Origin of the sequence: Lactobacillus gigeriorum DSM 23908 = CRBIP 24.85 (assembly GCF_000296855.1) — a bacterium.
Lineage (GTDB): Bacteria > Bacillota > Bacilli > Lactobacillales > Lactobacillaceae > Lactobacillus > Lactobacillus gigeriorum.
The window spans coordinates 1-26376 of sequence record NZ_CAKC01000028.1 but is presented as its reverse complement, the minus strand read 5'-3'; the positions used below and the strand labels follow the sequence as shown (position 1 = coordinate 26376).

Genomic DNA, 26376 nt, shown 5'->3' with positions numbered 1-26376 from the left:
TTATTAGCCGTGGTACCACCCACGTTTGTGCATTATGCACCTCATTAAATAGTTGCTATAGGAACTACCCTATTCGTATTTCGCCAAATCAGCCTGCCTAGCTCGCACTAACCGCTAGTTCTCTGAACTCCGAGCTGTTTGCCTACTTTCTAGTTATCTATGATCTTACTGAGTTTTTATCCAATAGTCAACCACTAAATTTTATTTATAAAAACCAGCAGTGGCTAAGCCGTATGCATCCCCAGTAGTCATATCATATTGCACCATCTCGTAGTCTTCAAGCAAGTCTTGTTGTTTCTTGGTCAAAGTCTTTGGATCAACTTGGTGACCCTTTTGATTGATCAATTCAAAACCTTTGTCGCCTTCGAAGTTAATCGTTAAGGCTGGCAATTCCTTGTGAACTTTGGTCAACAAGGCTTGGTATGGCGTAACCTTTGAGTTGGTCTGTTCCAACATCATGGCAATAAAGTCACTAGTGTTGACGAAGTTAGTTCTAGAAGTCAACTTAGCCTTTGAACCATGTTCGCGCGCATATTTGTTTGAGTAAATGAAGTAACGCGTTGAGTGCATTTCTACTGGATACTTAGCAGTATAGCTTTGTGACAAGATGCTTGGGTAGTGGTCGCCGTAGAAGACAATCGTGATCGGCTTCTTGATCTTGTTGATTTCCGTAATAAATTGTTTTACAGCTTTATCGGTGTATTGAACACCCTTGATATAGGTTGCCATTTGTTGCTTTACGGCACCGTTAGTGAAGAGTTCACCAGTAAACTTGCCCATGTATTCGTTCTTTGGATACCAATCATTGTAAGGCATGTGGTTTTGAATGGTGATCAAGTTAATAAATTGACCGCCTTGACGTTCGTTAATCTGCCTCAAGCCGTTGGTGTAAGCCGTAAAGTCAGAATTATACGTACTCTTGCCTAATTTCTTTTGATCGATAATCTTGTATTTAGAACCATCATAAACAAACTTGTTAAACTTGAACCGCTTGTAATCTTCGATTCTCGAGTAGTAAGTACCAATGAATGGGTGAACCGCTGACTTGTAGTCAAAGTTCATACCGATAGTTGGATAGTACTTGTAACGAGGAACTACTTGAACGTATGGCGTCAAGGTTGATCTAAAGAGTCCCATATTGAGACCAGTTAAACTTTCCCATTCCATGTTAGCCGTACCACCACCGTAACCAGCACTAAGCATCGTACCGTAGGTTGCTTTATTCTTCAATGATTCAATATACTTCACTGGATTTGGCACAGATCGATCAAGCTTAATCGTTGGGAAGGTATGAGGATCGACAAAACTTTCACTCAAGTTAAAGACGATCGTTTGATCCTTCAAATTATTCTTTCTCGTCTTATTAATTTGTGCTGCAATTTTAGCATAGCGACTAGCCAATTCCTGCATCGACTTCTTAGAATAGCCCTTTGGCTCATTCATGATCTGTAAGTCGATATAGTTGAAGAAGTTCAAAACTGGTCCATTAACCTGGATATCTCGCTCTGGGTTTCTGAAGGATTGCTTGTTGTCAAAACCACGGTTGATGTGGTAAATTACGCCACCATCATGGTTAAAGCGGAGTGGCGTCAAGAACAAGAGCAAGCTGACCAAGGCCCAAATTCCTCTTCGCTTCCATGAGCCCTTCTTTTTAACTGGGAACTTGATTTCCAAGAAGACCGCCAACGCTATGATTACCAGCAAGGCTACCAAAACGATAATCAACAGCTTTTGGCCAACCATTGGGATCAAAGTCTTGATGTTGGCGGCTTCACTCAATTCACTTGGATAAATTGGTTCCCCACGCAAGTTCAACTTAACTTTGTTGGCAATTGCCCAACCAATTGCAATTACGGTTACTAATACCGTTGAAGTCCAGTAACGCGTAGTGATGAAGTAAAAGATCGAGAACATTGCATCTAAGAAGATCGTGGTCAACACAATCGCAAAGAATTTAGTTCCAAGCAAGAAAATTACAGCGTTGATATCAGTTGCAGTACTAATTTGAATCCGCAAGTTATCAGATTCAATCAAGAACGAGCCAAAGCTCAAAATGTAGAACCATGCCCAGGTAAGCAATTTGACGCGATTTTCGAGGCACCAGGCCACGCTCTTTTCCCAAGTAAGTTCAACCACTTCTGCCAAATTCTTGCTGGCATTCAACGCTTGAATCGTGTTTCTAACTGGTTTCCACTTAAATAGATACTTGCGATAAACGCCACCAAGCAAAACGCAAACCAGCATCATGATCATAACGATCAAAAATTTATTCAAGCCGGCACTATTAGTAAAGCGGAAGGATCCCATAAAGCTCTTAGAAATTGGCGCTTCCATGATAATAATCACAGGAATGAAGTAGCGCATTTCTTTAGCACTAAAGGAAAGGATTACTTTTCTAAAGATAATGAAGGCCGAAATTACCATCAAGGCCATAAATGGCGAAGTCTGGTTACTCAAAAAGCCACGGTTCCATAAACTCAAGCTTCTTCCTGACAATAATTGATACCAGTAAACCCCGTTAAATCCAGGTACCCCGATCAAAACTACCAAGAAGGAGAAAATTCCGGTTAAAAAGGCACCTTTAAAGACTTTGCTACTAATATTGATATTGGCTAAAAACATCCCCCATGCAAAATAAAGGATCAAATAAACGCCAAAAATCGAATAGTTGAAGAGCATCGTACCAGCACTAGTAGCAAAACCGACAATCGTCAGCAAACTCAACAACAATAAGTTTTGCTTGAAGCTAATCTTGTGTTGCAAGTCATAGATATAAGGCTGTGCCAGCATGGAAAAAACTAATCCAGCTAGCGTCACTGAAGTACTCGTCAACAATGGGAAGAATACGCCCCAAAGTCGCCACATGTTAAAGTGTCCTGGTAATCTAAAGAAGAACACGACGTAGTACAAAATCAACGTGACGATTGCTAACAGCCAAAACCGAAACGGTTCAGCGATGCTAACCTTTTGTTTACTATAAACCGCCCCAAAGACCATCATGATTAAAATCATCGTGGCACTTTCGGCCGTTGCCGGAACAAATCTCAACACGCTCCCTAAAGGAAATCTTCCTAGTGAGCTACCAAATGAAAAGACTTGAACCAGCATAAAGAAAGTTGCAATCAACAGACAGATAATCTGCCATGAAGTCAAAGATTTCTTTTTTCTCTCATTCATCTTTCTATATCTCTAGTCCTTACTAAATTTGCTTTTTTCTCAATTAACCTTGATTCCCAACTTTTTCTTGATGGTATACAAGATATCGACCTTTTTGCCTCGGCCCGCAAAGAAATCGACAATATCCTTGCGGAATTGCCAAGCCATCACCAAAGTCATAATTAAGAAAACTATCCCTGCTTCTTGCGCTTGAGTTGTTACATAGCAACTAAATAACAGCATAAACACAAGAGGTGGAATTGTTAAGTTTTGCATTGCAGCCGTTAACACCAAGGCTACTAGCAAAGTACTAAAACCCGCTTGCCAATTATAAGCCACGCTGACAAGGGCAGCTACCGCTACGCCTTTGCCACCGCGAAAATGATTCCAGACGGGAAAGCAATGTCCTAAAATCAAGCCTAAACCTGCATAAGCCAGATCAACTTTAGCCGGCAACCATAGCGCCACCACAAGCAAAGCCACGGCAGTTTTGAGCAGATCGCCACTAGCCGTCAAGATGCCGTACTTTTTACCAAAAACTGCTCCCATATTGGCCGTTCCCGGATTACCCGAACCATACTTGGTGGGATCGCGTTGCAATAAAATTTTTCCGACTACCATGGCTGCTAAAAAGTTTCCGCAAACATAGCCGATGGCTAATGCTAACAGTCGTGCCATCAATTGTCCCCCGTTCCGGTATTGTAATCATAGATGTGGTAATTCTGCGTTTCGCCACTGTCGAAATCAAAGCCATTTTCAACGTTCTTCTTATTTTGGAAGGTTTCGTTGTTATCCAAAGTTTCAGGCGTCAGTCCTAATTCCGTGCGGACATAATCGGAAACGCGCTGCAATTCCTTAGTTGATTGAATCTGGTAAGCCGCATCATCAATATACGCACTATAGCCATGAAGATAATCGCTTTTAACCTTTTCTGCACTTGAACGATAGTTCAAGACAATCTCTTGCAGAGCGCTAAACGGCAAGTTCGTCCGCACGTTTTTGGAAATTGACGATAGCACTGAATCAAGGTTGGTCAAGGTATTAGCCGACATCGCCTTTTTAATCAAGGCCGTAATTACCTGCCTTTGACGCTTTTGACGACCATAATCGCCTTCGGGATCGTCATAGCGCATCCGCGAATAAGCCAAGGCTCCACCGCCACCCATATGGGTCAATTTACCCTTTTTAAAAATATAGCCACCATATTCAAAGCTGAGCAACGGTCGAATGTTCAAACCGCCAACATAGCGAATCATCTTCATGATTCCACCCATGTTGACTAAGGCATAGTACTTCACCGGAACATTGAGCATGGTCGAAACGGTATCCATGGCCATTTGGGCGCCACCGATGGAATAGGCCGCATTGATCTTCTGTACTTCAAACGAACTCGTTCCAATCATTTGCGCCATCGTGTCGCGTGGAATCGACATCAAAGTATAGCGTTTCTTCGCTGGATTGACGATTGCTAAAATTATCGTATCCGTATTACCCATCTTTTCTGTTCGATCTAAGGCTCCAGTATCAGTTCCTAAGAGTAAGACGGCAAACTTCTTCTTTCCGTCGAATTCACCCTTCTTGATCTTAACGCTCGTCTTTGGATCATAGGTTTGATCAACTGCATTTTTAGTTTTGAAATAAATATAAGCAGAGTAAGAAGCAGCCGCAATTGCTACCACCGCAATTATGCTGATGATCCAAGCTAGCCAATGACTCTTCTTATATTCTTTGGCATGCACATCAACCCGTCGTTGTGCGGGATGTTTTTCATTATTTTTCATCTCAAACACCTAATATGTTGTTAATTAACAATGTATGTATTATAGCAAAAAATACTTCTTATGGTAGAAGTACCGTCAGATCTTATTAAAATCATTAACTTCATTATAGTTATTTTACCAAAAATAACGTCACGTCGGCAGAATCGTTCAGAATTGCTAATGCAAAAATAGTTAATCTATATTATAATAGACACGTTCCATAAAATTAAAAACAAAATTATTTTTTGGGGCAAGTTGATAAAAAGAGGCACTTCTCATTGTGGGAAGTGCCTTCTTGCTATATTTGATAATCGATGCGATCCTGTGAAGCTTCCGTCAAATCGGCGGATACATTGACGACCACGCAATCTTTTTCAACTTTGATATCTTTAATATTAGTTGGCTCAGGAAGTTCTCTTCTACTGTAAAGACGACTAGCTAAAGTCGTAGCTGCCATCTTCATCGCATCTTTTAAGCCTCTTCCCTCCGTAATTGCTCCCTTGAGATCAGGAAAACTGATAACGTAAAAATCGTCTTCGAGCTTTTTAAAAATAGCCGAGTAAGTAACTATTCTATGACTCATATTCATTCCTTCCATTCTTGTTAGTTTTATAAATAATAATAAAACAAAATCAGATTTTTGGGGTGAATAATGCAAGAAAATCGAAGAATTTTTGATAGTTTTAACTTTTTATAAGGTAATTTTTTATAAGCATCGCTGATACAGTCTATTGCCAATTCCTGTTATAATGTTTTGATGTAAACGCACACATTATAATTACAATAACTTTGGAAGGATGATGACTAATGAAGCATGCTCGCCGTTTAATCATTAAAAGCAGCCTAGGTTTGTTGTTTTTGTTGACGCTATTTGTGGGAGGCAAAACCGTCAAAGCTGATTTCTATGATGACCTCAACGACATGATGCCGTTAACTGTGGCCAACGACGTAACCGATTATAATGTCATCGAAGATGATACCTACGTCTATAACATTCAGGGCAAAAAATCAGCGCACAAAGTTACTGCTAAAATCAAGCGCACGGGACAAACCGTTAAAGCGATGCAGTTCAAATTAGCTTACGGAACTTTCGTTAACGTTCAAGGCAAACGGACGATCAATGGCCAAGAATTCTACCAAATTGGCCCGAACGAATTCGTTAAAGCCAAGTACGTTCAACAAAAATCAGAAGTGCCAACACCAACAGCTAACGTCCAAGATGACTCTGATGAGTTTTGGGATGACGACGAAACAGACAATGATGAAACTAGCACTGGTAACTACGACAGTTGGGCTTCAGCTGGCTCCCGCTATAACTTGTCCGAAACCTGGATCGACAATACTAGTTCTAAGAACAAAATGATTAAAAACGCCATCAAACTGCTAGGCTACTTCCATTACGGCAGCGGTTCACTCAGAACCCAATATGGTTCAATTGCTAAACCTAATAAAAAGGGCTACACTGACTGCTCCAGTTTTGTTTGACTAGTAATGCGCAAAGCCGGTTACTACAAAGCTGGCAGCTGGCCATTCTACACTAAGTCAATGGAAATCGATGCGCGTAAGAACTACCGCTACTTGCGTCAAATCAAGCCTAGCGAAGCTAAAGCTGGCGATATTGTAATTGCTAACGTCGGCAACGGCCTTGGCAATAACGGCCATACCGCGATTATCGATGGTCCATACAATGGCTGGGATACGCAAATCATTCAAGAAGGTGGCGACGACGGTACTGGTCCCGTTCACCGTTCTCACTTAGGCGACTCTCTTGGTGAATACTTGATGGCTGGTAAAATTACCTACGCTCGTCCAATTAAATAGTTGTAAATAAAAAGGCTCTGACCGACATTTAGTCGACAGAGTCTTTTATTTGGGATGAAATTAGTCGTCCAACTTTTCCTTGTTAACAACGTTTAATTGTTCATCGAAAGTGTAAACAACTGGTTCACCAGTCTTCATTTCCAAGTCCATGATATCTTCATCAGAAATATTTTCAATGTACTTAGTTAAAGCACGAAGTGAGTTACCGTGAGCAGCAATAATTACGTTCTTACCGCTAAGTAAGTCAGGAGCAATGTGATCTTCCCAGAATGGCATTACACGGTCAAGAGTAACCTTTAAGTTTTCAGCCTTTGGTACGATGTGTGGATCAAGGTTAGCGTAACGACGATCGTGTGCTTGGCTGTATTCTGAATCGTCTTCGATAACTGGTGGTAAAACATCGTATGAACGACGCCAAATGTGAACTTGTTCGTCACCGTACTTTTCAGCAGTAGCCTTCTTGTTCAAACCTTGAAGAGCACCGTAATGACGTTCGTTAAGTCTCCAAGTCTTAGTTTCTGGGATCCAGAGTTGGCCACTTTCTTCCAATGCAAAGTGCAAAGTCTTAATGGCACGAGTTAAAACTGAAGTATAAGCTTGGTCAAATTGAAGACCGTGTTCCTTAATTAAACGACCAGCCTTCTTAGCTTCTTCAACACCTTTTTCTGAAAGGTTAACATCAACCCAACCAGTAAATTGGTTAGAAAGATTCCATTCGCTTTGTCCGTGACGGATCAATACTAATTTTGACATGAAAAATCTCCTTTGAAAAATCAATATATCCGTGTTTTATTTTACACGTTTATTGCAAAATTTCATAGGAAATCACGAAAAAAAGCGATTCAGATTAGTGATAAAATGGTACTAGTGTAAATATAATTTAATAGAAGCGAGTGAACTTTATGGAACAAGATATTCAATTGCTTGGCGGTCATCTTAGCCTAGCAGAATTAAATGCGATTTTTAAAACCATCCCTCAGGAATTCGACGTGCTCGATGCCAACGATCGCGTGGTCTGGTCATCGATGAACGAGCACCGCGTGTTCAAGCGCACCCCTGATGATGTCGGCAAAAGCGTGTTCGAAGTGCATCCCGGCCACAGTCAAAGCCATGTCAAAGCTGTCTTGCAGCAGATGCACGACAACAAGCGTCAAAGCATTTCGATTATGATTAAGAAAAACGGCCAACCAATGAATATTGCTTTCTATAGCTTGCATGATCCTGAAGGCAATTATCTCGGCTGCGTTGAAGTAACTCAGCCAGTTGCCCAGCTGCAAATTAAAGGTAGCTTCTGGCGCAACTTAAAAAACATCTTCAAAAAATAGAAAGGTACTTTATGAAACGAAAGAGTTTAGCTTATTCCATCATCTTATTGTTGACGCTAGCTGTAACTGCTTGTGCTAAACCCAAGACCAACGAAAGCAAGTCGCCCCTTCCAAGTGTACAAACGGTTTTAACTGAAGCAGTCAAAAGCAACTTTAAAACCATGCGTGCCACTTGGAGACAAACCAACGCCGAAGGCAAGGTTTTACAAAAAACCGAAGCCAAATACAATCACCAACCATTAGTACTTTATGCCAACTTCACTACCAATAGCAATCACTACCAAATTTGGCTGAATCATAAAGCCAGCTATGTGAAGATGCAGGGTACGGCTACCAATCAATGGTTCAAGACTAAGTTGAGCAAGTCTTCATCCTATGCACAATTGACTGACGATGCAGCCAAAGCTGCCCTGCTCTCTTTTACTGACCATGCTAAGCTCTTCAAGGTTACGCAGACAAATGGCTATCAATTAACCTACCAAGGTACTAGTGGTAAAATTTGGCATGACATCTCCGGCAACAACGTCATTACTTCGATCATTGGTCTTGATCTTAATGAGGTCAAACCCGCAGAGATGAAGGTTAAAATTGCCACAGATAAAAAATATCAATTGCAGGCAATTATGATCGATGCCGCTTATCGCGAAAGTGGTAGCAAAAAGCATTTGCAATTCAGTGTCGATCAAATCAACAAGCTACCAGCTTTAAAGATTCCTAGCAAAATCCAAAAGGCTGCAATTGATTTAGGAAAGTGAGAAAGCAAAAATGAAAATTCGTAAATTTTGGTATTTATTGTTGCTCTTGCCACTCTTGATACTGGGAGGCTGTAAAAATCAAGCCAGCAAAAAAGCGCCGGCTCCGTTAACGAAGGCTGAAGCCATCAAGATTGCAGGCAAAAGCTTTAAGAGCGGTCAGGTCATTCAATCGCTAAAGCTTAGTAGCGATACTTCGTCGCAGGTAGTAATTGCCAACACCATTTTTGGTGGCGAACGGGCAACTTTCCATATCAATAACCAAATTTCTAGCGAAGGCAAAACCCGTCATTCTGAAATTTGGGTTAACAGCAACCATTTGTACATGAACGGTTCATCAACGTGGTATAAAGCTGATCTGGAAAAAATGACCAGTCATACATACGCTGACGTCGTAGCTGCCATTTACAACAATCCAATCTTAACTGATCCAAGTCAAATCAATTACAAATTCAGCAAGAAGAAAACCCTATACACGCTAACAGGAAAAACTACTGATGCTAAAATGATAAAGGCCTTTATTGATAGTATTGCAAGCAGTCTGCCCCAATCTACCAACCAGGCAGATGTCTTGTCGAGAATTCAAAAATATAGCAAAAATTCAGCTTTAACGGTAGAATTGTCTATAAGAAATCGAAAATTGGTAGGTGCCAATTTCTTCGTCAACGCCAAATTCGGTAAGTTGATGAAAGTTCGGTGGGGGCAAAGCTTCGGCAACTTTGGTAGTCACGACTTCTTGAAAGTTCCAACCAACGTTTTAGCTGCTAAGCCATTGCCTACCACCAAGAGCACCAAAAAGAATTAGAGAATGAGGAAGTAAGACGATGAAATTAGGAATTGTTGGAAGTGGGATGATCGTCCACGACTTTTTATCAGTTGCGGATCAAGTCCCCAATTTAGAATTAGTCGCCATTTCTACCACTAAGCGCAGCGAAGCCGTCGGCAAGAGCTTAGCGCGCAATTACGGCATTCAAAAGACTTACACTGATAACGAAGAATTGTTTAGTGACCCTGACGTAGATACGGTTTATGTCGCAGTTCCTAACTCACTTCATTTTGAAGTGGCTAAGGCAGCTTTGATGCACGATAAAAACGTGATCTGCGAAAAGCCGTTTGTTGCTACGGTTGAAGAAGCGTTGGAATTGAAGCAAGTAGCTGATGACCACCACCGGTTGATCGTCGAAGCCATCACCAATGTGCACTTGGAAAACTACAAGCATATTAAGGAAGCCATCGCTGGAATTGCACCAATTCACATTGTCAGTTTGAATTACACACAATATTCAAGTCGCTATGATAGCTTTTTGGAAGGCGAAATTGCACCCGTCTTTGATCCTGCTCGTGGTGGCGGTGCCTTGATGGATCTTAACATCTATAATATTCACTTAGCTGTAGGTTTGTTTGGTAAGCCAAGCAAGGTTAATTACGAAGCTAATATGCAAAAAGGCGTCGATACTTCTGGAATTTTGCAAATGAGCTATCTTGATAAGCAAGCGGTATTGATTGCCAGCAAGGATTCCTTTACCAATCCTCGTTCCTTTATTGAAGGCGAAAAAGGAACCATCTACTTTGATGGTTCTACGGGAACTTTGACTAACTACACCTTGGAACTTAAGGCGGGAGCTAGTCAGGAATATAACTTTAACCAATACAACCATCGCATGATTAGCGAGTTTGTTGACTTCGTTAAGGTAATGGATACGCACGATCAGGCGTTAGCTGATAAGTGGTTTAACCATACCTTGCATGTGCTGGAAGTTCTGGTTGCTGCTAAGGCATAGAAAAAAGCCATCTCCAATTTATGGGGATGGCTTTTATAGTGTGCTATTTCTTACCTAAAATGTGACGGATTCTATCAGCAGCTTCAAATTCACCGGAGAAGATCAATTCATCCCCTGGCTCGATTACCGTTGAACCATGTGGCGCAATCCATTCGCCATCACGACGAATTCGACTAACTGTCATCTTATCGATGAATTCCCAATCCATCAAATGTCTACCTGTGTAGTGGGTATTGGTTACAACAACTGAATACAAGACATTCTTGGTATCAGTCATAATTTGGTAAACTGCTGGCGATTCGATTAAGGCTCTCATCAGGGCAGAACGAACATTAGTAAAGTTGAAGACGCCAATTTCGTTATCTTCCAAATCCTTGACTGTGTCCGCATCTGGCTGACTTAAGCGAACGATCACCCGAGCAACGCCATTAGCTTTGGCCAACTTACCTAAGCGATAGTTGGTCTTGTCATCATGAGCTGCTGCTACGAAAATATCGCCATTGAAGGCGCCATGCTTGAGCAAATCATCTTGTTCAAGATCTTCCAATAAGGTTAAGTCTGCCCGACTCTTGAAAATATCATAGTGTTCAGGATCAGCCGTGAACACCTTAACTGAATACCAGTTGCTATGCAAATCGTGAATTACGGGCATAGTAAAAGTATTAGCACCAATAATTACTACCCGTTGCTTGATGCGATCTTCAGGAGTGAGCTTAAAGTTAGAGTTAAAAATAATTGGACTCACAATACATACAATTACCGCTGCCAAAATAAAGGCATCAGATTGTACGGCGGAGATCACTTGCAATCTCCGTGCTACTTGCAAGGTTGGCAACACGATCGTAATCGTAGTTGCAGTCAAAAAGCCACCAGCAAAAGCATTGCGTCGGTTAAACTTCTTGAAGTACAGCAAAACTACTGGCAACTTCGCTAAGAAGAAGCAAATTACCAAAACAGGGAGTAACATCAAGGCACTTGGACGTGCAAACAAGCTACGCAAGTTCAGGTTGACTCCCGTTACGATAAAGAAGATTGGAATGAAGAAGCCGTAGCCAATTGAAGTCAATTTGTCTTTAGTCGCTTCGCTTGGCTCAAGCAACTTCATTACCATCCCTGCCAAAAAGGCACCGAGGATGTTCTCCGCCCCAACACTTTCAGCAACTGTAACCAATGAGAAAATCAGGAAGAACGCCAACCGAATATCGATTTGCGTCGTCGACTTCGTAACTTTAACAAACCAGTTGTATGGTTGGCGGAAACGATAAAGCAAAAAGATCGCTGCCACAAACAGCAAGATAATCAACCATAGCTTTTCGGGATCGCCACCATTAATTGAGGCATAGATCGTCAATAGCAGCAAAGGAATAACTTCTCCCATGACCGCAGTTAATAAGATGGTTTGGCCAATAGGACGATTCAAAATATCCTTTTCCTTCAAAGTAGCGATTACTACCCCAAGGGCAATCGTCATAAAGATAATCGATGCTAAGTAGATTTCACCGAATAAGCCAATGGCTTTAAGAAAGAAAGCTAAAATCACTGACATCCCGGCAATGCCAAAGAAAGCAGCCGTTGCAGTTTTTAGCGGATCGACTACTTGTCCCGTATGACTGGTAGTCTTCGGATTATTCTTGCGCTTAAGCAATTCAAAGTCGATTTCCATACCGGATAAAAACATCAATAAGATCACGCCTAGATTTGAAAGGAAAGTCAAATCATGACTGATCTTAACTAAGTTAAAGCCACTTGTTCCCATAATAATTCCGACAATAATTTCGGCCACCGCAGTTGGTACATTCGTTACCTTAAAGCGGGCCATAAAGATCGGGATCACCAAGGCGAGCAAGACAACTAAAAAGAGTGATAATTGTTCCAAAGATAAACCCCCTTTTAAATTACATCCAATTATACTAAAAAAGCCACCGCTTTCCTAATATAGAAACTGGTGACTATTGTAAGTTATTAGCTTTTACGAATTGCGTTGGCCCGATCGCATAGTATTTGATTCCACCAATGGTTACCTTGCTACCATAGGTCTTGACGCTACCGCCTTGAAGCAGTTTGGTCTTGCCTACTCTTACGCCTACTGGGTTGTAGATATAAGCATTATGCTTAACCAGCCGAAGCAAGCCGTCTAAGTTGCTAGCAACAATGTACTTTTTATTGCTTAGTTGGTAGAACTTCCGTCCATTGATCAACTTGCTAGTCTTAACATTAACGGTAATACCAGCTTTTTGGAGCGGTTGATCCTTAAGCCGCTTGCCCTTGCTGTCATACAAATAAGCATCATGCATCAAAGTTTGCTTGCCAGGCTGTACTTCAGGAAGTGGCGTTACTTGCCCCTTATCTTGGTTTTGGTCTGGCTTTTTGCTTGTATCTTTATCCTGACTTGGCTTAGATGTTGATGGTTTTTTGCTTGGCGTCTTCTTGTTGTAATAGTAAGAAATCAAGTCGAAAAAGTCATCCATCGAATAGCCCCAGGAAGCAAAGTAGCCATCGGGATCACCATGATCAGTCTTGCCGAGAAATTGGCTGACGGCTGAGTGTGACCAGACGGTGCCTTCACCATCATGGGTTGCGTTAATTGGGGTTAACCCATAGCGCTTGAGCACCCCGGCGACATAGATGGCGTCGTTATTGATGCTTTTGACAAAATCATCAATATTATCCACTTCACAGAGTTCAATGTGAATGAAGCGGTCGTTAGCCATGGGACCGGCGCCCCAGGCACCATAATTCGGCGTCATCATCTGCATTACGGTATTGGCATCGATGAAGGCATGAACGTAGGCATACATGTTCATCCATTCGCGGTTGAAATAGATTGCCTCATCAAAAGCACTGGCTCCGGGAGTAGCCGTTTCATGAATTACCACTCCTTCTGGCTTGCCATTGCGATATTCGATCTTGTTGTCTTCGCTATAAAAAGGATTGTATTGAATTCCTTGGGCTTGAAGCCATTGATACAGATAAGTTACGCCAACATAGCTGTTTTTCTTAGCAAGATTATTCAGCTCTTTCCCAGTCGCATAGGTAGTAACGCTTGAATTACTTGATCTGTTTGAGCTGCTAGAGCTGCTGGAACTACTAGTCTTAGAGCTATCAGTCTTGGCGGCCGTAACGCTTGTAGATTGGCTTAGCAAAGGAGTGGCAACTGTCAAAGCTAATGCTAGAGTTATTACTTTAGTAAACTTCAAATCAGTTCCTCGCTTCCTTTATTTCACAAAATTATTAGCCTTAACGTATTGATTAAGTCCAATCTTGTAGTACTTTTGACCCACGATTGTGATCGCACTACCGTAAGTAGCTAACATGCCACCCTTCTTATAGACAGTTTCATTGTCTCGGTTACCACTGCCATTGTAAACATAGCTGTTGTGACTGAGCATTCTAGTCGTGCCATCGATATTGCCGGCAGCAACGTATTGGTTTTCACCAATGATGTAGTACTTCTTACCTTTGATAGTCTTGGTGCCGTAAGTGTTGATTGCAGTATCTTCTCTGAGCATCTTGACGCCCTTAACACGCTTATGATTGCTGTCGTAAACATAGGCATTGTGCATCAACATCTTGCTTACTTTGGTTTCTACTTTAGGTGCTTGAGAAATGATGCTGGTCTTAGCAAAAACCGTTGAATTTACCCAACCTTTACCGGCGATGTGCATTCTCTTGGAGCCATTGTAGTAAGTGATAGTCTTATCAACAGTTACTTGTTCGCCCTTGGCAACTGAACCTGACTTGGCAGAAATAACATGATCGGTTGGCCAAGCATAAGTAGCCGCATTTTCCCCAACAGTATAAGTCTTGGTTTCATTTGAAATCGTAGGATCGTATTGTGTTAAGTTGTATTGGGTAATTCTTAAGTTAAGACTGGAATCGTAATTGTGATCAGTCGCATAGGTACCGGTTAAGGCTTTAGTCGCATCGGCATAAGTAGCGGCATTTTCAAGCCAAGCTCCTTGGTAGCGCGTTGGTTGCCAGGAAACTCCGAGCCGCAACTTTTGTCCGTTGTCATCAAATGAGCCTTCATAAGAATCGTAAACTCTGAAAGCAGCATTGATGTAATAGCTCTTGCCTGAAGCATCTTCTTCACGAGTCTTAACGGTGTAAGTTGGTCCGGTCCAGTCAGTACCAGCTTTAATACCAAAAAGATTATTGGCTTCGGTAGCTAAAGTAGATTGTCCCCAACCTGATTCGAGGATTGCTTGGGCAATCATAACTGAAGGATATAAGCCGTAAGTTTTTGAAGCTTTTTGTGCTTGGCGAGCTGCTTGGGCAATAAAATCAGCTTGGTTATTCACAGGCTGAGCAGTTGTGGCTGCTTTAACTTCTTTAGGCTTAGCGAAAGTGCTAAGCAATGGCATAGCGGTAGCAGTTAAGGCAGCAATCGTGGCAACGCGAGATATTCTTTTTCTATTCATGGTCAGATTTTCCTCCTTAATTATCAATTCTATTGTATCCGCCAAATGCAACTTACTCAACACATAACCCTTCTTTGTAGCCAAAAAATAATATTCTGCAATAATTTCGGTTCTTTTATTACAGCCTGTTAACAACTGCCCCTTGCTCCTGTCGCTGCTGCTGGCGTTGTTGTACCTGCTTCTACTGTTTCAGCTGCTGAAGCTACTGACCTTGGTACATTAAGAGGCACCATTGTTCTTGACCGTGCTTCAAATACTCAATTCAGTATCAAATTGAGCGATGCTCAAAAGGATGCTATCTTACAATTAGGTGGCGATGCATTAAAGGATGCTAAGCCAGAAGATATGAAGTATATTACTGTTAAGTCAGCATCTGCTTCAAACTCAAATGGTGAATTCCAACAAGTTGTTACATTAACGGTAATGTTCCAGCTCTTGCAAAGGGAGCAGCTGTTTACACATTCGGTAAGGTAACTGTTAACGGTGTTGAATACACTCTTATCAACAAGGAAGGCTCAAACGAATTCGTTAAGAGTTCAGACTTAACTGCTACTAAGCCAGATACTACTGTTGCTAGCCAAAGCAAGACTATTATGCATAACGCATTCTACTACGACAAGAACGGCAAGCGTGTTGGTTCTGACAAGGTAACTCGTTACAACTCAGTAACTGTTGCTATGTCAACTACTCCTATCAATGGCAAGGCTTACTACGAAGTAATCGAAAATGGTAAGGCTACTGGCAAGTTCATCAACGCAGACAACATTGATGGTACTGAACGTACTTTGAAGCACAACGCATACGTTTACAAGACTTCAACGAAGCATGCTAACAAGGTTGTTCTTAAGAAGGGTGACAAGGTTCGTACCTACGGTGGCTCTTACAAGTTCAAGAACGGTAAGCAATACTACAAGATCGGTAACAACACTGACAAGACTTACGTAAAGGTATCAAACTTTAATTAAGTCTATGTAGTAGATAAGATAAAACGAGGCAATTTGCCTCGTTTTTCTTTTGCTCTAAAAAAGACGTCGCTGTTGCGACCCCCTCGGAAAATATTGTTGTTACAACTTAGCTCTGTTTCAGAAATTCTTCTAACTGCTTATCATAAAATACATTGCCATACTTTTGCTTTAATTGCTGCAGGATTTGTTGGCTAGTGCAGCCAACATCTTTCAAAGAAGCGACTAAGGTAAGTGCACCTGTTTTAAGGCCTTGCTGTAGGCCTTTCTTTTCACCAACTTGCTCGCGTTCAAGCATTCTAGTTTCAAAGTCCATAATAGTATCCCTCCATTCTGGATCAGCATTCATTGATTTAATGCGTTTTTGTGCCCTATCAAAAAGTTTATCGCTATGTACTGGCAAATCTTTCATGAGTTTGACTAAATTCAGCAATGTTTCAGTCTCAGTTCCGTCAGGAACTCAGTTTGAGTTAATTATAATTTTAGTCAAGCCATCCTGAAATATATCTGCATGATTGTCTATGTTAATAGTTTGGTACGTAGACTTAATTACAGCTTTCTGTTTAATTAAAAAATAAGCTTTTCAGCATAATAATTTCTAGCTATACAATCAATGCTTCATCCTGTATAATACTATTCAATATTTAAAATAATATAGATATATTCAAACATAGGGAGTGTGATGGATGTGTCAGCCTACAAGCAACGTAACTTGGGGATTATTAGCTTGCCCACTGACATAAAATATCGTAATTGGTCCAAGGACCTTACCAAATGGAGAATTGAGAATGACGCGCAACTAGCGCAGTACATTACGTATGACAATAAATATCGACTCAATAAGAACACATTGGCAGTCTATGAGTTCAAGCAAAATCCTATCTTAGGCAAATATAAGGCAGTATCCTTCGACCTGAATCGTGGAATTGTGCTTAGTCAGAAGTCAACACATGCCATGAGGCAAGGATTGATGCGGCATGCCGTACATTGCGATATGATTTGGCAGAGAATGCTAGCTCGCGAGGCTGGAGTTGATATCTATCAAGGGATTGTCATGTACAATGTGCTTTATTTTTCAATGCATGCATTTAGTGGAAACTTCTTCACGGACTAGATTTGCTTGCACTGGATTAAAGACTTCCACGTCAAATGCCATGATCAAGCTATTTTCAACAGTATTGCACTTAATGAAAATGGCTTGGTCTATAATTTTGCCTTTGATTCGCCTAAGCCTAATCTTACTAAGATAATTGGTCAGTATCTGTTTCATAATCATTATTATTCTGACTTATATTATCAGCATATGTTGCAAGAAAATAATCTTCGCGTAACAGCCATTAATTCTGACTCAATCCTGCATAATTCCAACTATTATGTGCAACTGGACTTGTATGCTATTGATAGTTTTAAAAAGCTAGCAGACAAATTCTATAATCATGTTTTGAACTTACACCTACTTACGATTGGGAAAGAATTTTAGCCATTAGATTATTTGCGCCGGGAGCAACGTGTATGTGAGCGCAATACAGTTATCGATGAAGCTTATGATCTGGGCGAAGCAGCTGCCTGGGACAACCTTGTAGCACTGAAGAATGAGGTTAAGAAGTTGAGCCAACTTGAACAGGTAATTCTTTTTGACCACTTGCTCGAGCGGAAAACTATCACGCAGTTAGTTGAAGAATGCGGTGTCCCGCGCACCACATTGAAGCGACTAAAACAGCAACTATTAGGTAAATTACGCGCTGTGATTGAAAGATAATAATACGTTAGAAAAGCCATTTCAGTGTGACTGAAGTGGCTTTTGTCAATGAAAATATAAATATTAGAGCAAAAGAAAAATGAGACATTTTCCTAAGCTTGCAGCGACAATAAAAGGTGCAGAAAACTTAGTCTTTCTTATTTTTACTGAATATTTTTTCATATAATATTTGGCATTGATTCATATTTAATCAATTTAGATTGGTAAAGAAATAGACTCCGCGTTTTTCCATTCGTATAATTCCAATTTCTCTGCACTTTTGAATAATTTTTGATGCAGAATTTGGTGCTATCTCTAAGAAACTAGCAAGTAAATTTCGGTTAAACGAATATTTAAAGCTATATCTCATATAAAATTCTAGTAATTTCTCAGTAGTTTGCTCTCTAAAGATTTTATCTATACCTTTTTCGTTCCATTTTTTAATTATATTGCTTTCTTCTCTTTGAAGTGGACTCTTCTCACTCTGAAGTGGACTCTTCTCATTTTGAAGTGGACTCTTCTCACTCTGAAGTGGACTCTTCTCACTCTGAAGTGGACTCTTTGGCGTAGCAATTCCTCTGTTAGGTAAGGTTACTAAGAATACTGTATCATCTGAATAGAAAATGGGTTGTTCTACAAAATTAGTATATGCACTTAAGATTCGTTGGATACCACTACCGCGGCGATCCATGTAATGTAGTCTACCAAAAATGTCAGAGATTATTTCGTTCCTTCTCATAGAGGGAACATGTTTTAAATTAAGATCCTGAATTCTACTCCCATTAATCATGCCACCAGGTGATACAATTTCCATTCGATCATCAAACATATCAACATGTACCTCAGAACCCTGAATCTGGTAATCACGGTGAATCAACGCATTAACTAAAACTTCTCTAACAGCCTTGAATGGATAATCGCTATTCTCTTCTCGACGCATTCCGCGAATTGTCCAAGGATTCTTAGAATTAGTTCGAATAAATGCTTCCGCGTTAAACAACAAAGTAATCAAACTTGCATCTGTGAATTCCTCATCATCTAAAGCATCTCCGTCAACGCTTCCTTTTTCAGTTCCTTTCCAACGAGTGCAAACAATCTTAGATTGGCGCAAATAGCCTTGATCACATAACAATAGTCCTGCATTAGTTACGATATTATCTTGGGTTACAAATCCCATCGAAATTAAATCACGTGAAATATCAAATTCTTCGCCAGTTTCTTTTTTGAAAGTAGCAGCTAATAAGGTGAAACTTACATCTGGTAATTTGTAACTAGTCGGAAGTGCATCAAATGTTTTATTCATTCCTTTTAGCAATAGATTATTTTGCTCTATCGGTGTTGCTTTTTCTGAACGGTCTCCATGCCGCATAAAAATCGCATGTTCTTGTGTATTGATATAATAATATGGGTAATCTGGCCCAGGAGCGACTTCTAGATCAATGCATTTCTTATCTGGATATTCACTATCAATAGGAGTTAAAGTAAATCTAGGCCATGGTGAAACTCTGGTAGAAATGAATTCGGAGATTTTAGAAGAAGTTTGTTGCAAATTATCTATTCCGATAAATTTATGTTCTTCATCAGTCACGCCAAAGATGATGTGTCCACCTTTAGTATTGGCAAAAGCTACAACAGATTTGAGCCAGCTTACAGGTTTAATGGTCTCTAATGATTCTTTGTAATCAAGATAAGTGGCTTCTATATTTTTAATTTCATCTAACTTCATTAACACACTTCCTTATATTTTTTTGTTTTATTATATCATGTAAGGTCCGATCAAAATTAGCTGGTTGGAAAGACTTTTGCTGTAAAGAATCTTATATAGTCTTGTTTTCTTTGATAAACTTTGATCTCTAAAGTCGAATTTATGATTGTCCATTTGTATAATTATAAAAGAAAAGGAGCTAACGAGTAGCTGTCGTTAGTCCCAATCGTAACCTAGAATGACTTTTGAGTTAGCTAATCCTTATGATTATCTTTTTTGTTAATCATAAGGATATTAAAAATGGGCAAGTTTTTACTTTGATTCATGAACCAGTTCATCTGTTTATGGATAAAGCAGAAATCCTTGGTCCACAGAACTGTACTCAAAATTTTAGTACCAGATGAATTATTCAACAAAGAAGCGGCTAATGAGACTGATATTGAATCATTAGCCGATAATTTTGAAACTTATGCTATGTTTTTTCGCTATGTAGATGATGCCTTAATGAATCAAAAGATTTCTTACACTGATGCATTCAATATGATGGGTGTTGGTTACAGGGAATATAAGACATCGAAAAAACTATTGCTGAATTAGTTTGAACATTAAAGCGCAATTCACAGCAATAAAGATTATTGAAAATTCTTATTAATTTACTTCATAAAATAAATTTCACTAAAATATAGATATGATTTGCTTTATGAAATAATTTAATTAATCGCCCACAGTATTTGAAGAAATTAGTAGGTTTTAAAGACACAGAGTTTATCAAAGTACTAACTGGTGTCCGTCGATCTGGGAAGTCATTCATTTTATTGCTTTATCGCCAATATTTGCTTAAATCCGGTGTAAAAGACGAGCAGATAATCTATTTGTCGTTCGAAGATTTTGAAAACATTGCTCTATATGATCCTGAAAAACTTTATGCCTTTTTGCAAGAACATATAATTGACGGCGAAAAAATGTATATTTTACTCGATGAAATTCAATATGTGAAGGATTGGCAAAAAGTGGTGAATAGCCTGCAGCTTAAATTTAACGATTACAGGTAGTAATTCCCAAATCCTAAGCGGCGAGCTAGCAACTCTTCTGTTGGGGAGATACGTTGAAATTCCTGTTTATCCTCTTTCTTTCAAGGAAATGTTTAGTTTTAAAGATATCGAGGAACTGACTGAAAGAGAAATAGACAAATTTTATCAGGAATATATTAAGTTCGACGGTTTCCCTGCAGTTGTGCTAGCTAAAGACGAGCTAAAAAATACTATCTTGCCTGGTATCTACAATACGATTATCGTAAATGATATCGGTTATAAAAATGGCTTGCGTGAACCTGAATTAGTAACTTTAGTCGCTAAATATCTTGCTGATACAGTTGGACAATTAATTAATCCAAACAAAATTGTAAATACTTTGAAATCCAATCATTTTAAAATCTCATACTCAGCGGTGCAAAGATATCTAACTTATTTTGAAGAAGCCTACCTTTTTTACAAAACTAATCGTTATGATATTAGAGGTCGAAAAATGCTTGCCACCCAAGGAAAGTATTATATTATCGATTCGGGGTTAAGAACGCAGGCAATTGGCGATCGGCTCAGTGATCGTGGCAGCATTTTATTGTTTTTGTTGAATTATTAAGACGTGGATACAAAGTGCAGGTCGGGAAATTAAATGATAAAGAAATTGATTTCATCGCAACCAAGGTAAATGATCGAAAATATATCCAAGTTACTTACCAGTTCTCGGAGAATTCTGACAGGGAAATCAATAATTTATTACAGATTCCTAACAATTATCGGAAGCTGGTCATCACTGATCGTTACGCCGGTCCAGAAATGATCAACGGTATTCCCATCATTAACATCCGTGACTGGTTGTTGGAGTAAAATTGATCAAACAAAAAAACGAGGCATTTGCCTCGTTTTCCTATTTGATTAGCGCTAGCTAAACGTACTGGTTATTAACGGAAGTTAGCAACCTTTACGTATTGGTTCTTACCAACACGGTACATTTGTGAGCCATTGATCATGAATGACTTACCGTAAGTAGTCTTTGAAGAACCCTTCTTCAAGGTCTTAAATGCCTTGTTACGCTTACCGTTTGACTTGTAAACGTATGCGTTGTGCTTCAAAGTACGTGAAGTACCGTCAATGTTACCAACCTTTACGTATTGGTCCTTGCCAGCAAGCTTGTAGTACATACCCTTTGACTTACCAGCAGCATCCTTCAATTCAACTGGAGTTGAAACAACTGATACTGAGTCGTATGCACGAAGAACTGGTTCACTAGTTGCGTTACCGTTCTTGTCGTAGATAGTTGCGATGTGCATTACAGTCTTAGTAGTAGTAGTTTCGTTAGCTACAGTTGGGGTTACGTTGTCAACATTAACAGTTACAGGCAAAGTTGCAGTAGCACCGTTATTATTTGACTTAGCAGTCATGTTAATAGTGAATGATGCTGGAGCAGTGAAGTAGCCGTTATCATCAACCTTAACGTTTTGCTTTTCCAATTGTGCCTTAATGTCATTTACTGGTACAAAAGTATCAACATTTTCACTCTTAGTTAATTGACTTGCTTTGTATTCTTGAGTCAAAGCAGCAAATACAGAGTTAACATTAAGTTGACCATTTACAGCATGTAAACTTACTGAACCTGAAGTTACAACGTTACCAGTCTTAACTGAGTAGAAGTGAGCTTCTTGAAGATCAGTTGAATCATATGCCCAGAATGGAGCCTTAACTTCACCAAGCTTAGCAACACCATTTGCATCAACAGCAACCGTTAAAGTTCTACCGTTGTCCTTGGCACCTTTATCCATGAATACGGCACCGCCACCCAAATGGAAGGTAACAGGTTTGTTTGCCATCTCATTACCTAAGTTGACATATACACCGTTAAAGTCTGCTACGTACATACCAGGCTTTAAAGTCTTTGGATTTTGAACTTTGCCATCAAGGTCAGTAATTGTAGTGTTGGTACCGTTAACCAAGTTGTGTAAAAGTGCAGTATGGTTTTGACCCTTAGCATCAGTGTAAACAATGTTACCGTTGATTGCACTTGGAGCACTCTTGGTTGCAGCTACAGCTGAAATATTAACAACAGTGTTGGTGTTAGCATAGAATACTGATGATGAACCAGCATTAATATTTTCTGATGAAGTGGTAGCAGGCTTAGCTTGAGTAGTTGAAGTAAGGACTTCAGCATCACCGGTTAAAACGTAGTTACCTGCGTACTTACCTGAGGTAATTTGGTAAAGGCTTAAGCCACCTTTTGCCCAATCCAAACCAACACTCTTAGCTTCTGCTTCAGTCATTGGAGTAAGCTTAGTAGAAACAGTAAATTCAGTGTTTACTTTAAGGTCTGAAGCACCCTTAGAAGCAATTGACCATTCATTTCCATTCTTACTGAATAACCAAGCAGCTCCGTTTTTAAGGCGAATGTTTTGGGTAGTGTCACTAGCAGCTGAAACAACAGTAGAAGCAGCTGGAACAACAGTAGTAGCAGCGACAGGAGCAACAGCTAATAAAGCAGCAGCAGCAGCGCTAACAATTCTTAAATTTTTCTTCATGTGGTCTTTTCCTCCTTGAAATATAAAAAATGTAATAGGCCATAGGTTCAGTATGGTGATTAGGAGCCTATAATGTACAAAACCCTTCAAAGCAAGATCCATGAGTTTATAACTCTCATGAGGTAGTAGTCATTGCTGAAGGATCAGCATGCGTACAGGCGACACGCCTGAAGCACGTCCTATTACTTACCACGATTCATATTGTACCTACATTTGGCTTTTAAAGCAAGCCTGAAAGCCATTATTTTTACTTTGTAACATACTTATCAAGTCTTTTACTCCCTGATCATTCGCCTTTGTATCCAGTAAAAATGCCATAAGATAAATAAAAAAAGGGTGTCGCCATACCTTTACCAAAATTTATAGCTTTTATTATAAGTTCGTTAATTTTACATTTTTTTGACAGAGGTTCAATCTTTTGTAACGAAAAAACCGCTTCAAGCCTTCTTATTGTCGGTTGATTTGACAACAATTTTTGCTTTCTCCCCTCCCCTTTTATTCCATTTTTGCCACTTGCTCCTCTATACTTGTATTACATAAAGCAACATCATTTTACTAGCACTTTATTCCTAATCTCTAAAAGTCACTGCTTCCGATTTTTAGTTCAGGTTCGTTATTTGCATTTTGTGGATAATTTGCTCAGATTTGAATATCTACCTCATTATAAATAATCTTCCTCCTAATTTTTCCATTTAGCTTTTTCTACTAAATTTTTGCTAATGACGCAACTATTTGGTACATTGGTTTTAAGAAATCGGTTACTTATAAGAAGGGATTTTTTATGAAGTTAAAAAAATCAACGCTCATTACTGCAATTTTTGCATTCATGATTGCTGTCGGTGCGTGTTTTTACATTTATCATCAACAAAATGCATCGACCGTAGCGCCAACTAGCGCCGAACTTACAGAATACAACAAAATCATTAGCCAAGGTAAGGCAGCTGCTCGCAAGATGCAATATGCTAAAGCCCAAGCTTTGTTTGAGCAAGCTTATGCTAAGCACCCTACTAAGGCTGCCAAGATCTATACTAAACAAGCTAAGAACTTACAATTGGCCATTAAGCAAGCTAGGAAGAGCCAATTTTCAACGGGAATCAAAACCGCTCAAACCGTTATCAATGAAAAAGGCTATTGGTTGTTAAACGATCATGCCAAGCGCTTGATCACTACGCTTAAAACCGCTAAAAGCAACTATCAAAATGAAATCAAGCCTTTATTAGCACAAGCCACTACTGCAGAAAGCCAAGGCCAAGTTGATACTGCTCGCGAGAACTATCAAAAAGTCCTTGATCTTTCCTATATTAAGCAGCCATATTACCAAAAGTATTTCCAACAAGCTGAAGCTGGTATTGCTCGTCTCAAAGATCAAACCAATTCCACCACTAGCAAGCAATCTTCATCAAGAGATACAGGAACAGCTGGCACTACTGGTGCTGGAGCGATGGGTGATCACACTGTTAATGGCAAAACAGTTACCCAACCTACCCTTGATGAAATCCGCGCGCAATTAACTAAGCTTGGCTACAATGCCAGCGCTTGGAGTCCACAAGACTTGATTGACCTCTTCCGCCACGCTAGCGAAAATGGTCATACCAAGCCAGAACAAATTACCAAAGAAGACGTTGATTCCTTCTAAAAGATAAGAAAAGAATAGAATTAATTGCGCTAGTATTTGCCTTTATTCCTAAAACTGAGTAAAATTATAATTGATTTTCTGATTTTTTATGTACAGATAAGGAGCGCTCGCATTGACTGAAGAAGAAAAGAACGTAAACCAAAAGGCTGAATCCGAAAACACTGAAGATGCTAACAAGCCTGACTTAACTGTGGTTATGCCAGAACCCAACCGCGTAGTAATGCCTGCCGAAGTTTACAAGGAACAACCACTTTCCTTGCAAGTCTTCGCTAACTTCTACATTTCCAAGTTCGACGAAGATGATCTTGAAATCATGAGTTTATATGATCAAGTTCACAACACAGTTGATATTAACAAGTACTTACTTAACAATATCCACTTTCCACGTAAGACTTTGGTAAAGCACGCTTTGCAATACCACGATTACAACTTCAAGGCAATTCTTGATGAAATTGTTAAGGATGAACAAATCGATCCAGAAACTATGCTTACTTTTGAAAGTTGGGACACTTGGTACGAAAAGCGTCGTGCTAAGATCACTGGTTCATTATCATAGGATAGAACAACCAAAAACGGGCAATTGCCCGTTTTTTTGTACCCTTTTTTCAAGAAAAAAATAATTTTTTCGATTTTTTGCGTATCTGGGGGTTATTTTGCTCTCAAATCTATAATTACGAGGAGGCAAAACTTCATGGATTATGAAGTCTCAAAGGAATTCGGCTTTACCGAAGATAAGATCTTTGGTTGGGTCATGGAAAACGAGGAGTTTTGCTTGTACATTTTACGAATCATCTTTCCCTTTTTGGAAATCAAGGAGATCGTAGAGTTTAACAAGCAGGATGCGCTAGGCAACGATCAAAGAGAGGCTAAGGATATCAGACTTGATATCAAGGTGGTCGACAAGAATGGTCGCATCTTTGATATTGAAATGCAAACATCGCCAAGCAAGTACTTAAGTCGCCGTTTGAGATATTACCAATCAACGATCGATGGAGCTAAGGTGTTAAAGCCAGGTCATGATTACTCTGAACTGCCTGATACCTTCATCATCTTCTTGTGTTCGTTTGATCCGTCTGAGGCTTTTTCTAAAGTTGATAATCGAGCAGTTCATTTCTTCAAAACGATTGATACCAAAGATCATGCTTTAGAGTTGAATGACGGCGCTACTAAGGTTATCATTAACTCAAAAGGCGACTTTACTGGCGAAAGCGAGGAACTTAAGGAGCTGGCGAAGTTGATGAACGATGAAGAAGTTAGTCTAAATGAGCACTTCATTTGGGCTCAGAAACGAATCAAGGAACTTAATCAAGACAGGAGATCAGATATCATGGACTACGAAATGAAGATCATGGATGCCAGAATTAGTGGTCGGGAAGATGGCGAAAAGGTTGGAGAAAAGAGAGGCAAAGAGCTGGCAAATCGTGCAGGAGTTAAGAATTTAATTGATGTTTTAAAAGATGATGATTATACTTCTGAAGATATTTTTTCTAGAATAAAACGAGTATACGGCCAATGCTTCTCAGACGATGAATTAAAGCAATTCATCGCAGAAGCGAAAAACGATTCTTTACAAGAAGCTTAAGTTATATCATATTTTACAAGAACGGGCATTAGCTCGTTTTTTTCTTTGTAACAAGATCCTTTAATTTTGGTAAAGACTTACAAAAATTATGTCAATAACTTAGGATAATGTCCTAAAATTTGTTAATTATTAGCGGAGATTTTTCTCCGCTATTTTTTTATGTATATTG

Annotated in this window: 25 protein-coding genes and 2 pseudogenes; 16 read left to right on the top strand and 11 right to left on the bottom strand. The window is 39.6% G+C overall.

Annotated features, from left to right (window positions below; translation table 11 throughout):
• Positions 1-201: 201 nt before the first annotated feature.
• The 4 genes from BN52_RS02335 to BN52_RS02320 all read right to left on the bottom strand — a co-directional run bounded on the left by BN52_RS02335 (position 202) and on the right by BN52_RS02320 (position 5499).
• Positions 202-3177, bottom strand: coding sequence for an LTA synthase family protein (locus tag BN52_RS02335; RefSeq protein ID WP_040473322.1), 2976 nt, complete (start codon positions 3175-3177; stop codon positions 202-204).
• A 39-nt stretch (positions 3178-3216) separates the two neighbouring features.
• On the bottom strand, positions 3217-3834 hold the full coding sequence (locus BN52_RS02330) for a glycerol-3-phosphate acyltransferase (protein WP_008472540.1): 618 nt from the start codon (positions 3832-3834) through the stop codon (positions 3217-3219).
• A complete protein-coding gene (locus BN52_RS02325) occupies positions 3834-4937 on the bottom strand; it encodes an LCP family protein (RefSeq protein ID WP_008472539.1) in 1104 nt (367 codons plus the stop codon). The genes BN52_RS02330 and BN52_RS02325 overlap by 1 nt, the downstream gene beginning before the upstream one ends.
• Before the next feature lie 277 nt (positions 4938-5214).
• Positions 5215-5499, bottom strand: a complete 285-nt coding sequence (locus tag BN52_RS02320) for a type II toxin-antitoxin system HicB family antitoxin (RefSeq protein ID WP_008472538.1) — start codon at positions 5497-5499, stop codon at positions 5215-5217.
• Between the two features lie 224 nt (positions 5500-5723).
• On the opposite strand from BN52_RS02320, the gene BN52_RS10355 reads away from it, so the two are divergent.
• Together BN52_RS10355 and BN52_RS10055 are read left to right on the top strand one after the other, a co-directional pair.
• Complete coding sequence (locus BN52_RS10355; RefSeq protein WP_008472536.1) at positions 5724-6401, top strand: SLAP domain-containing protein; 678 nt, start codon at positions 5724-5726, stop codon at positions 6399-6401.
• 6 nt (positions 6402-6407) lie between these two features.
• On the top strand, positions 6408-6737 hold the full coding sequence (locus tag BN52_RS10055; protein WP_008472535.1) for a hypothetical protein: 330 nt from the start codon (positions 6408-6410) through the stop codon (positions 6735-6737).
• A 60-nt stretch (positions 6738-6797) separates the two neighbouring features.
• Here BN52_RS10055 and BN52_RS02310 read toward each other — a convergent pair whose 3' ends face one another.
• The gene (locus tag BN52_RS02310) at positions 6798-7490 is read right to left on the bottom strand and encodes a 2,3-diphosphoglycerate-dependent phosphoglycerate mutase (RefSeq protein WP_008472533.1); all 693 of its coding nucleotides are present in this window, start codon (positions 7488-7490) and stop codon (positions 6798-6800) included.
• 149 nt (positions 7491-7639) lie between these two features.
• Between BN52_RS02310 and BN52_RS02305 the strand changes: the two genes are divergently transcribed.
• The 4 genes from BN52_RS02305 to BN52_RS02290 are packed head-to-tail and all read left to right on the top strand — an operon-like array spanning position 7640 to position 10595.
• Complete coding sequence (locus tag BN52_RS02305) at positions 7640-8062, top strand: PAS domain-containing protein (RefSeq protein ID WP_008472532.1); 423 nt, start codon at positions 7640-7642, stop codon at positions 8060-8062.
• An 11-nt stretch (positions 8063-8073) separates the two neighbouring features.
• The gene (locus tag BN52_RS02300; RefSeq protein ID WP_008472531.1) at positions 8074-8817 is read left to right on the top strand and encodes a hypothetical protein; all 744 of its coding nucleotides are present in this window, start codon (positions 8074-8076) and stop codon (positions 8815-8817) included.
• A gap of 10 nt (positions 8818-8827) precedes the next feature.
• Positions 8828-9619, top strand: coding sequence for a DUF6612 family protein (locus BN52_RS02295; protein ID WP_008472530.1), 792 nt, complete (start codon positions 8828-8830; stop codon positions 9617-9619).
• Between the two features lie 19 nt (positions 9620-9638).
• A complete protein-coding gene (locus BN52_RS02290) occupies positions 9639-10595 on the top strand; it encodes a Gfo/Idh/MocA family protein (RefSeq protein ID WP_008472529.1) in 957 nt (318 codons plus the stop codon).
• A 43-nt stretch (positions 10596-10638) separates the two neighbouring features.
• On the opposite strand, the gene BN52_RS02285 is transcribed toward BN52_RS02290, so the two are convergent.
• The 3 genes from BN52_RS02285 to BN52_RS02275 form a co-directional block, all read right to left on the bottom strand.
• On the bottom strand, positions 10639-12471 hold the full coding sequence (locus tag BN52_RS02285; RefSeq protein WP_008472527.1) for a monovalent cation:proton antiporter family protein: 1833 nt from the start codon (positions 12469-12471) through the stop codon (positions 10639-10641).
• 73 nt (positions 12472-12544) lie between these two features.
• Entirely contained in the window at positions 12545-13792 is a 1248-nt protein-coding gene (locus BN52_RS02280) for an SLAP domain-containing protein (RefSeq protein ID WP_008472526.1), read from the bottom strand.
• Positions 13793-13810: 18 nt separating this feature from the next.
• Positions 13811-15016, bottom strand: coding sequence for a glucosaminidase domain-containing protein (locus BN52_RS02275; RefSeq protein ID WP_040473327.1), 1206 nt, complete (start codon positions 15014-15016; stop codon positions 13811-13813).
• 273 nt (positions 15017-15289) lie between these two features.
• Here BN52_RS02275 and BN52_RS10350 point away from each other — a divergent pair, with 273 nt between their 5' ends.
• Positions 15290-15490: a hypothetical protein gene (locus BN52_RS10350; protein WP_008472523.1), complete on the top strand. Its 201-nt coding sequence runs from the start codon at positions 15290-15292 to the stop codon at positions 15488-15490.
• 74 nt (positions 15491-15564) lie between these two features.
• Positions 15565-15981: pseudogene (locus BN52_RS10345) on the top strand (SLAP domain-containing protein); the annotation flags it as partial.
• 106 nt (positions 15982-16087) lie between these two features.
• Here the strand turns inward: BN52_RS10345 and BN52_RS02265 are convergent.
• A complete protein-coding gene (locus BN52_RS02265) occupies positions 16088-16294 on the bottom strand; it encodes a hypothetical protein (protein WP_008472520.1) in 207 nt (68 codons plus the stop codon).
• A 372-nt stretch (positions 16295-16666) separates the two neighbouring features.
• On the opposite strand from BN52_RS02265, the gene BN52_RS10340 reads away from it, so the two are divergent.
• Genes BN52_RS10340 through BN52_RS02255 form a run of 3 tightly spaced genes read left to right on the top strand, consistent with a single transcriptional unit; the run spans position 16667 to position 17737 of the window.
• Complete coding sequence (locus BN52_RS10340) at positions 16667-17092, top strand: hypothetical protein (protein ID WP_236698444.1); 426 nt, start codon at positions 16667-16669, stop codon at positions 17090-17092.
• A gap of 6 nt (positions 17093-17098) precedes the next feature.
• Positions 17099-17458 carry a hypothetical protein gene (locus tag BN52_RS10335; RefSeq protein WP_008472518.1) on the top strand — a complete coding sequence of 120 codons (360 nt, stop codon included), beginning with the start codon at positions 17099-17101 and terminating at the stop codon, positions 17456-17458.
• Positions 17459-17470: 12 nt separating this feature from the next.
• The gene (locus BN52_RS02255; RefSeq protein WP_008472517.1) at positions 17471-17737 is read left to right on the top strand and encodes a hypothetical protein; all 267 of its coding nucleotides are present in this window, start codon (positions 17471-17473) and stop codon (positions 17735-17737) included.
• A gap of 190 nt (positions 17738-17927) precedes the next feature.
• On the opposite strand, the gene BN52_RS02250 is transcribed toward BN52_RS02255, so the two are convergent.
• Positions 17928-19442, bottom strand: coding sequence for an ATP-binding protein (locus tag BN52_RS02250; protein ID WP_008472516.1), 1515 nt, complete (start codon positions 19440-19442; stop codon positions 17928-17930).
• Positions 19443-19784: 342 nt separating this feature from the next.
• Here BN52_RS02250 and BN52_RS02245 point away from each other — a divergent pair, with 342 nt between their 5' ends.
• Together BN52_RS02245 and BN52_RS10620 are read left to right on the top strand one after the other, a co-directional pair.
• Positions 19785-20018 (top strand): hypothetical protein, encoded by a 234-nt coding sequence (locus BN52_RS02245; protein ID WP_008472514.1) that lies wholly within the window; start codon positions 19785-19787, stop codon positions 20016-20018.
• A gap of 116 nt (positions 20019-20134) precedes the next feature.
• Positions 20135-21307, top strand: a pseudogene (locus BN52_RS10620) (ATP-binding protein).
• Between the two features lie 74 nt (positions 21308-21381).
• On the opposite strand, the gene BN52_RS02235 reads toward BN52_RS10620, so the two are convergent.
• Positions 21382-22989 (bottom strand): SLAP domain-containing protein, encoded by a 1608-nt coding sequence (locus tag BN52_RS02235; protein ID WP_008472509.1) that lies wholly within the window; start codon positions 22987-22989, stop codon positions 21382-21384.
• 781 nt (positions 22990-23770) lie between these two features.
• On the opposite strand from BN52_RS02235, the gene BN52_RS02225 reads away from it, so the two are divergent.
• From BN52_RS02225 to BN52_RS02215, 3 genes are all read left to right on the top strand, one after another.
• Positions 23771-24625: a hypothetical protein gene (locus BN52_RS02225; RefSeq protein WP_008472508.1), complete on the top strand. Its 855-nt coding sequence runs from the start codon at positions 23771-23773 to the stop codon at positions 24623-24625.
• Between the two features lie 112 nt (positions 24626-24737).
• A complete protein-coding gene (locus BN52_RS02220) occupies positions 24738-25181 on the top strand; it encodes a hypothetical protein (protein WP_008472507.1) in 444 nt (147 codons plus the stop codon).
• 135 nt (positions 25182-25316) lie between these two features.
• Positions 25317-26207: an Rpn family recombination-promoting nuclease/putative transposase gene (locus BN52_RS02215; RefSeq protein ID WP_008472505.1), complete on the top strand. Its 891-nt coding sequence runs from the start codon at positions 25317-25319 to the stop codon at positions 26205-26207.
• Positions 26208-26376: the final 169 nt, after the last annotated feature.

Coding starts and splice junctions, on each gene's coding strand:
- BN52_RS02335 (WP_040473322.1), bottom strand. CDS start 3,177: ATGAATGAGAGAAAAAAGAAATCTTTGACTTCATGGCAGATTATCTGT.
- BN52_RS02330 (WP_008472540.1), bottom strand. CDS start 3,834: ATGGCACGACTGTTAGCATTAGCCATCGGCTATGTTTGCGGAAACTTT.
- BN52_RS02325 (WP_008472539.1), bottom strand. CDS start 4,937: ATGAAAAATAATGAAAAACATCCCGCACAACGACGGGTTGATGTGCAT.
- BN52_RS02320 (WP_008472538.1), bottom strand. CDS start 5,499: ATGAGTCATAGAATAGTTACTTACTCGGCTATTTTTAAAAAGCTCGAA.
- BN52_RS10355 (WP_008472536.1), top strand. CDS start 5,724: ATGAAGCATGCTCGCCGTTTAATCATTAAAAGCAGCCTAGGTTTGTTG.
- BN52_RS10055 (WP_008472535.1), top strand. CDS start 6,408: ATGCGCAAAGCCGGTTACTACAAAGCTGGCAGCTGGCCATTCTACACT.
- BN52_RS02310 (WP_008472533.1), bottom strand. CDS start 7,490: ATGTCAAAATTAGTATTGATCCGTCACGGACAAAGCGAATGGAATCTT.
- BN52_RS02305 (WP_008472532.1), top strand. CDS start 7,640: ATGGAACAAGATATTCAATTGCTTGGCGGTCATCTTAGCCTAGCAGAA.
- BN52_RS02300 (WP_008472531.1), top strand. CDS start 8,074: ATGAAACGAAAGAGTTTAGCTTATTCCATCATCTTATTGTTGACGCTA.
- BN52_RS02295 (WP_008472530.1), top strand. CDS start 8,828: ATGAAAATTCGTAAATTTTGGTATTTATTGTTGCTCTTGCCACTCTTG.
- BN52_RS02290 (WP_008472529.1), top strand. CDS start 9,639: ATGAAATTAGGAATTGTTGGAAGTGGGATGATCGTCCACGACTTTTTA.
- BN52_RS02275 (WP_040473327.1), bottom strand. CDS start 15,016: ATGAATAGAAAAAGAATATCTCGCGTTGCCACGATTGCTGCCTTAACT.
- BN52_RS02265 (WP_008472520.1), bottom strand. CDS start 16,294: ATGGACTTTGAAACTAGAATGCTTGAACGCGAGCAAGTTGGTGAAAAG.
- BN52_RS02250 (WP_008472516.1), bottom strand. CDS start 19,442: ATGAAGTTAGATGAAATTAAAAATATAGAAGCCACTTATCTTGATTAC.
- BN52_RS02235 (WP_008472509.1), bottom strand. CDS start 22,989: ATGAAGAAAAATTTAAGAATTGTTAGCGCTGCTGCTGCTGCTTTATTA.
- BN52_RS02225 (WP_008472508.1), top strand. CDS start 23,771: ATGAAGTTAAAAAAATCAACGCTCATTACTGCAATTTTTGCATTCATG.
- BN52_RS02215 (WP_008472505.1), top strand. CDS start 25,317: ATGGATTATGAAGTCTCAAAGGAATTCGGCTTTACCGAAGATAAGATC.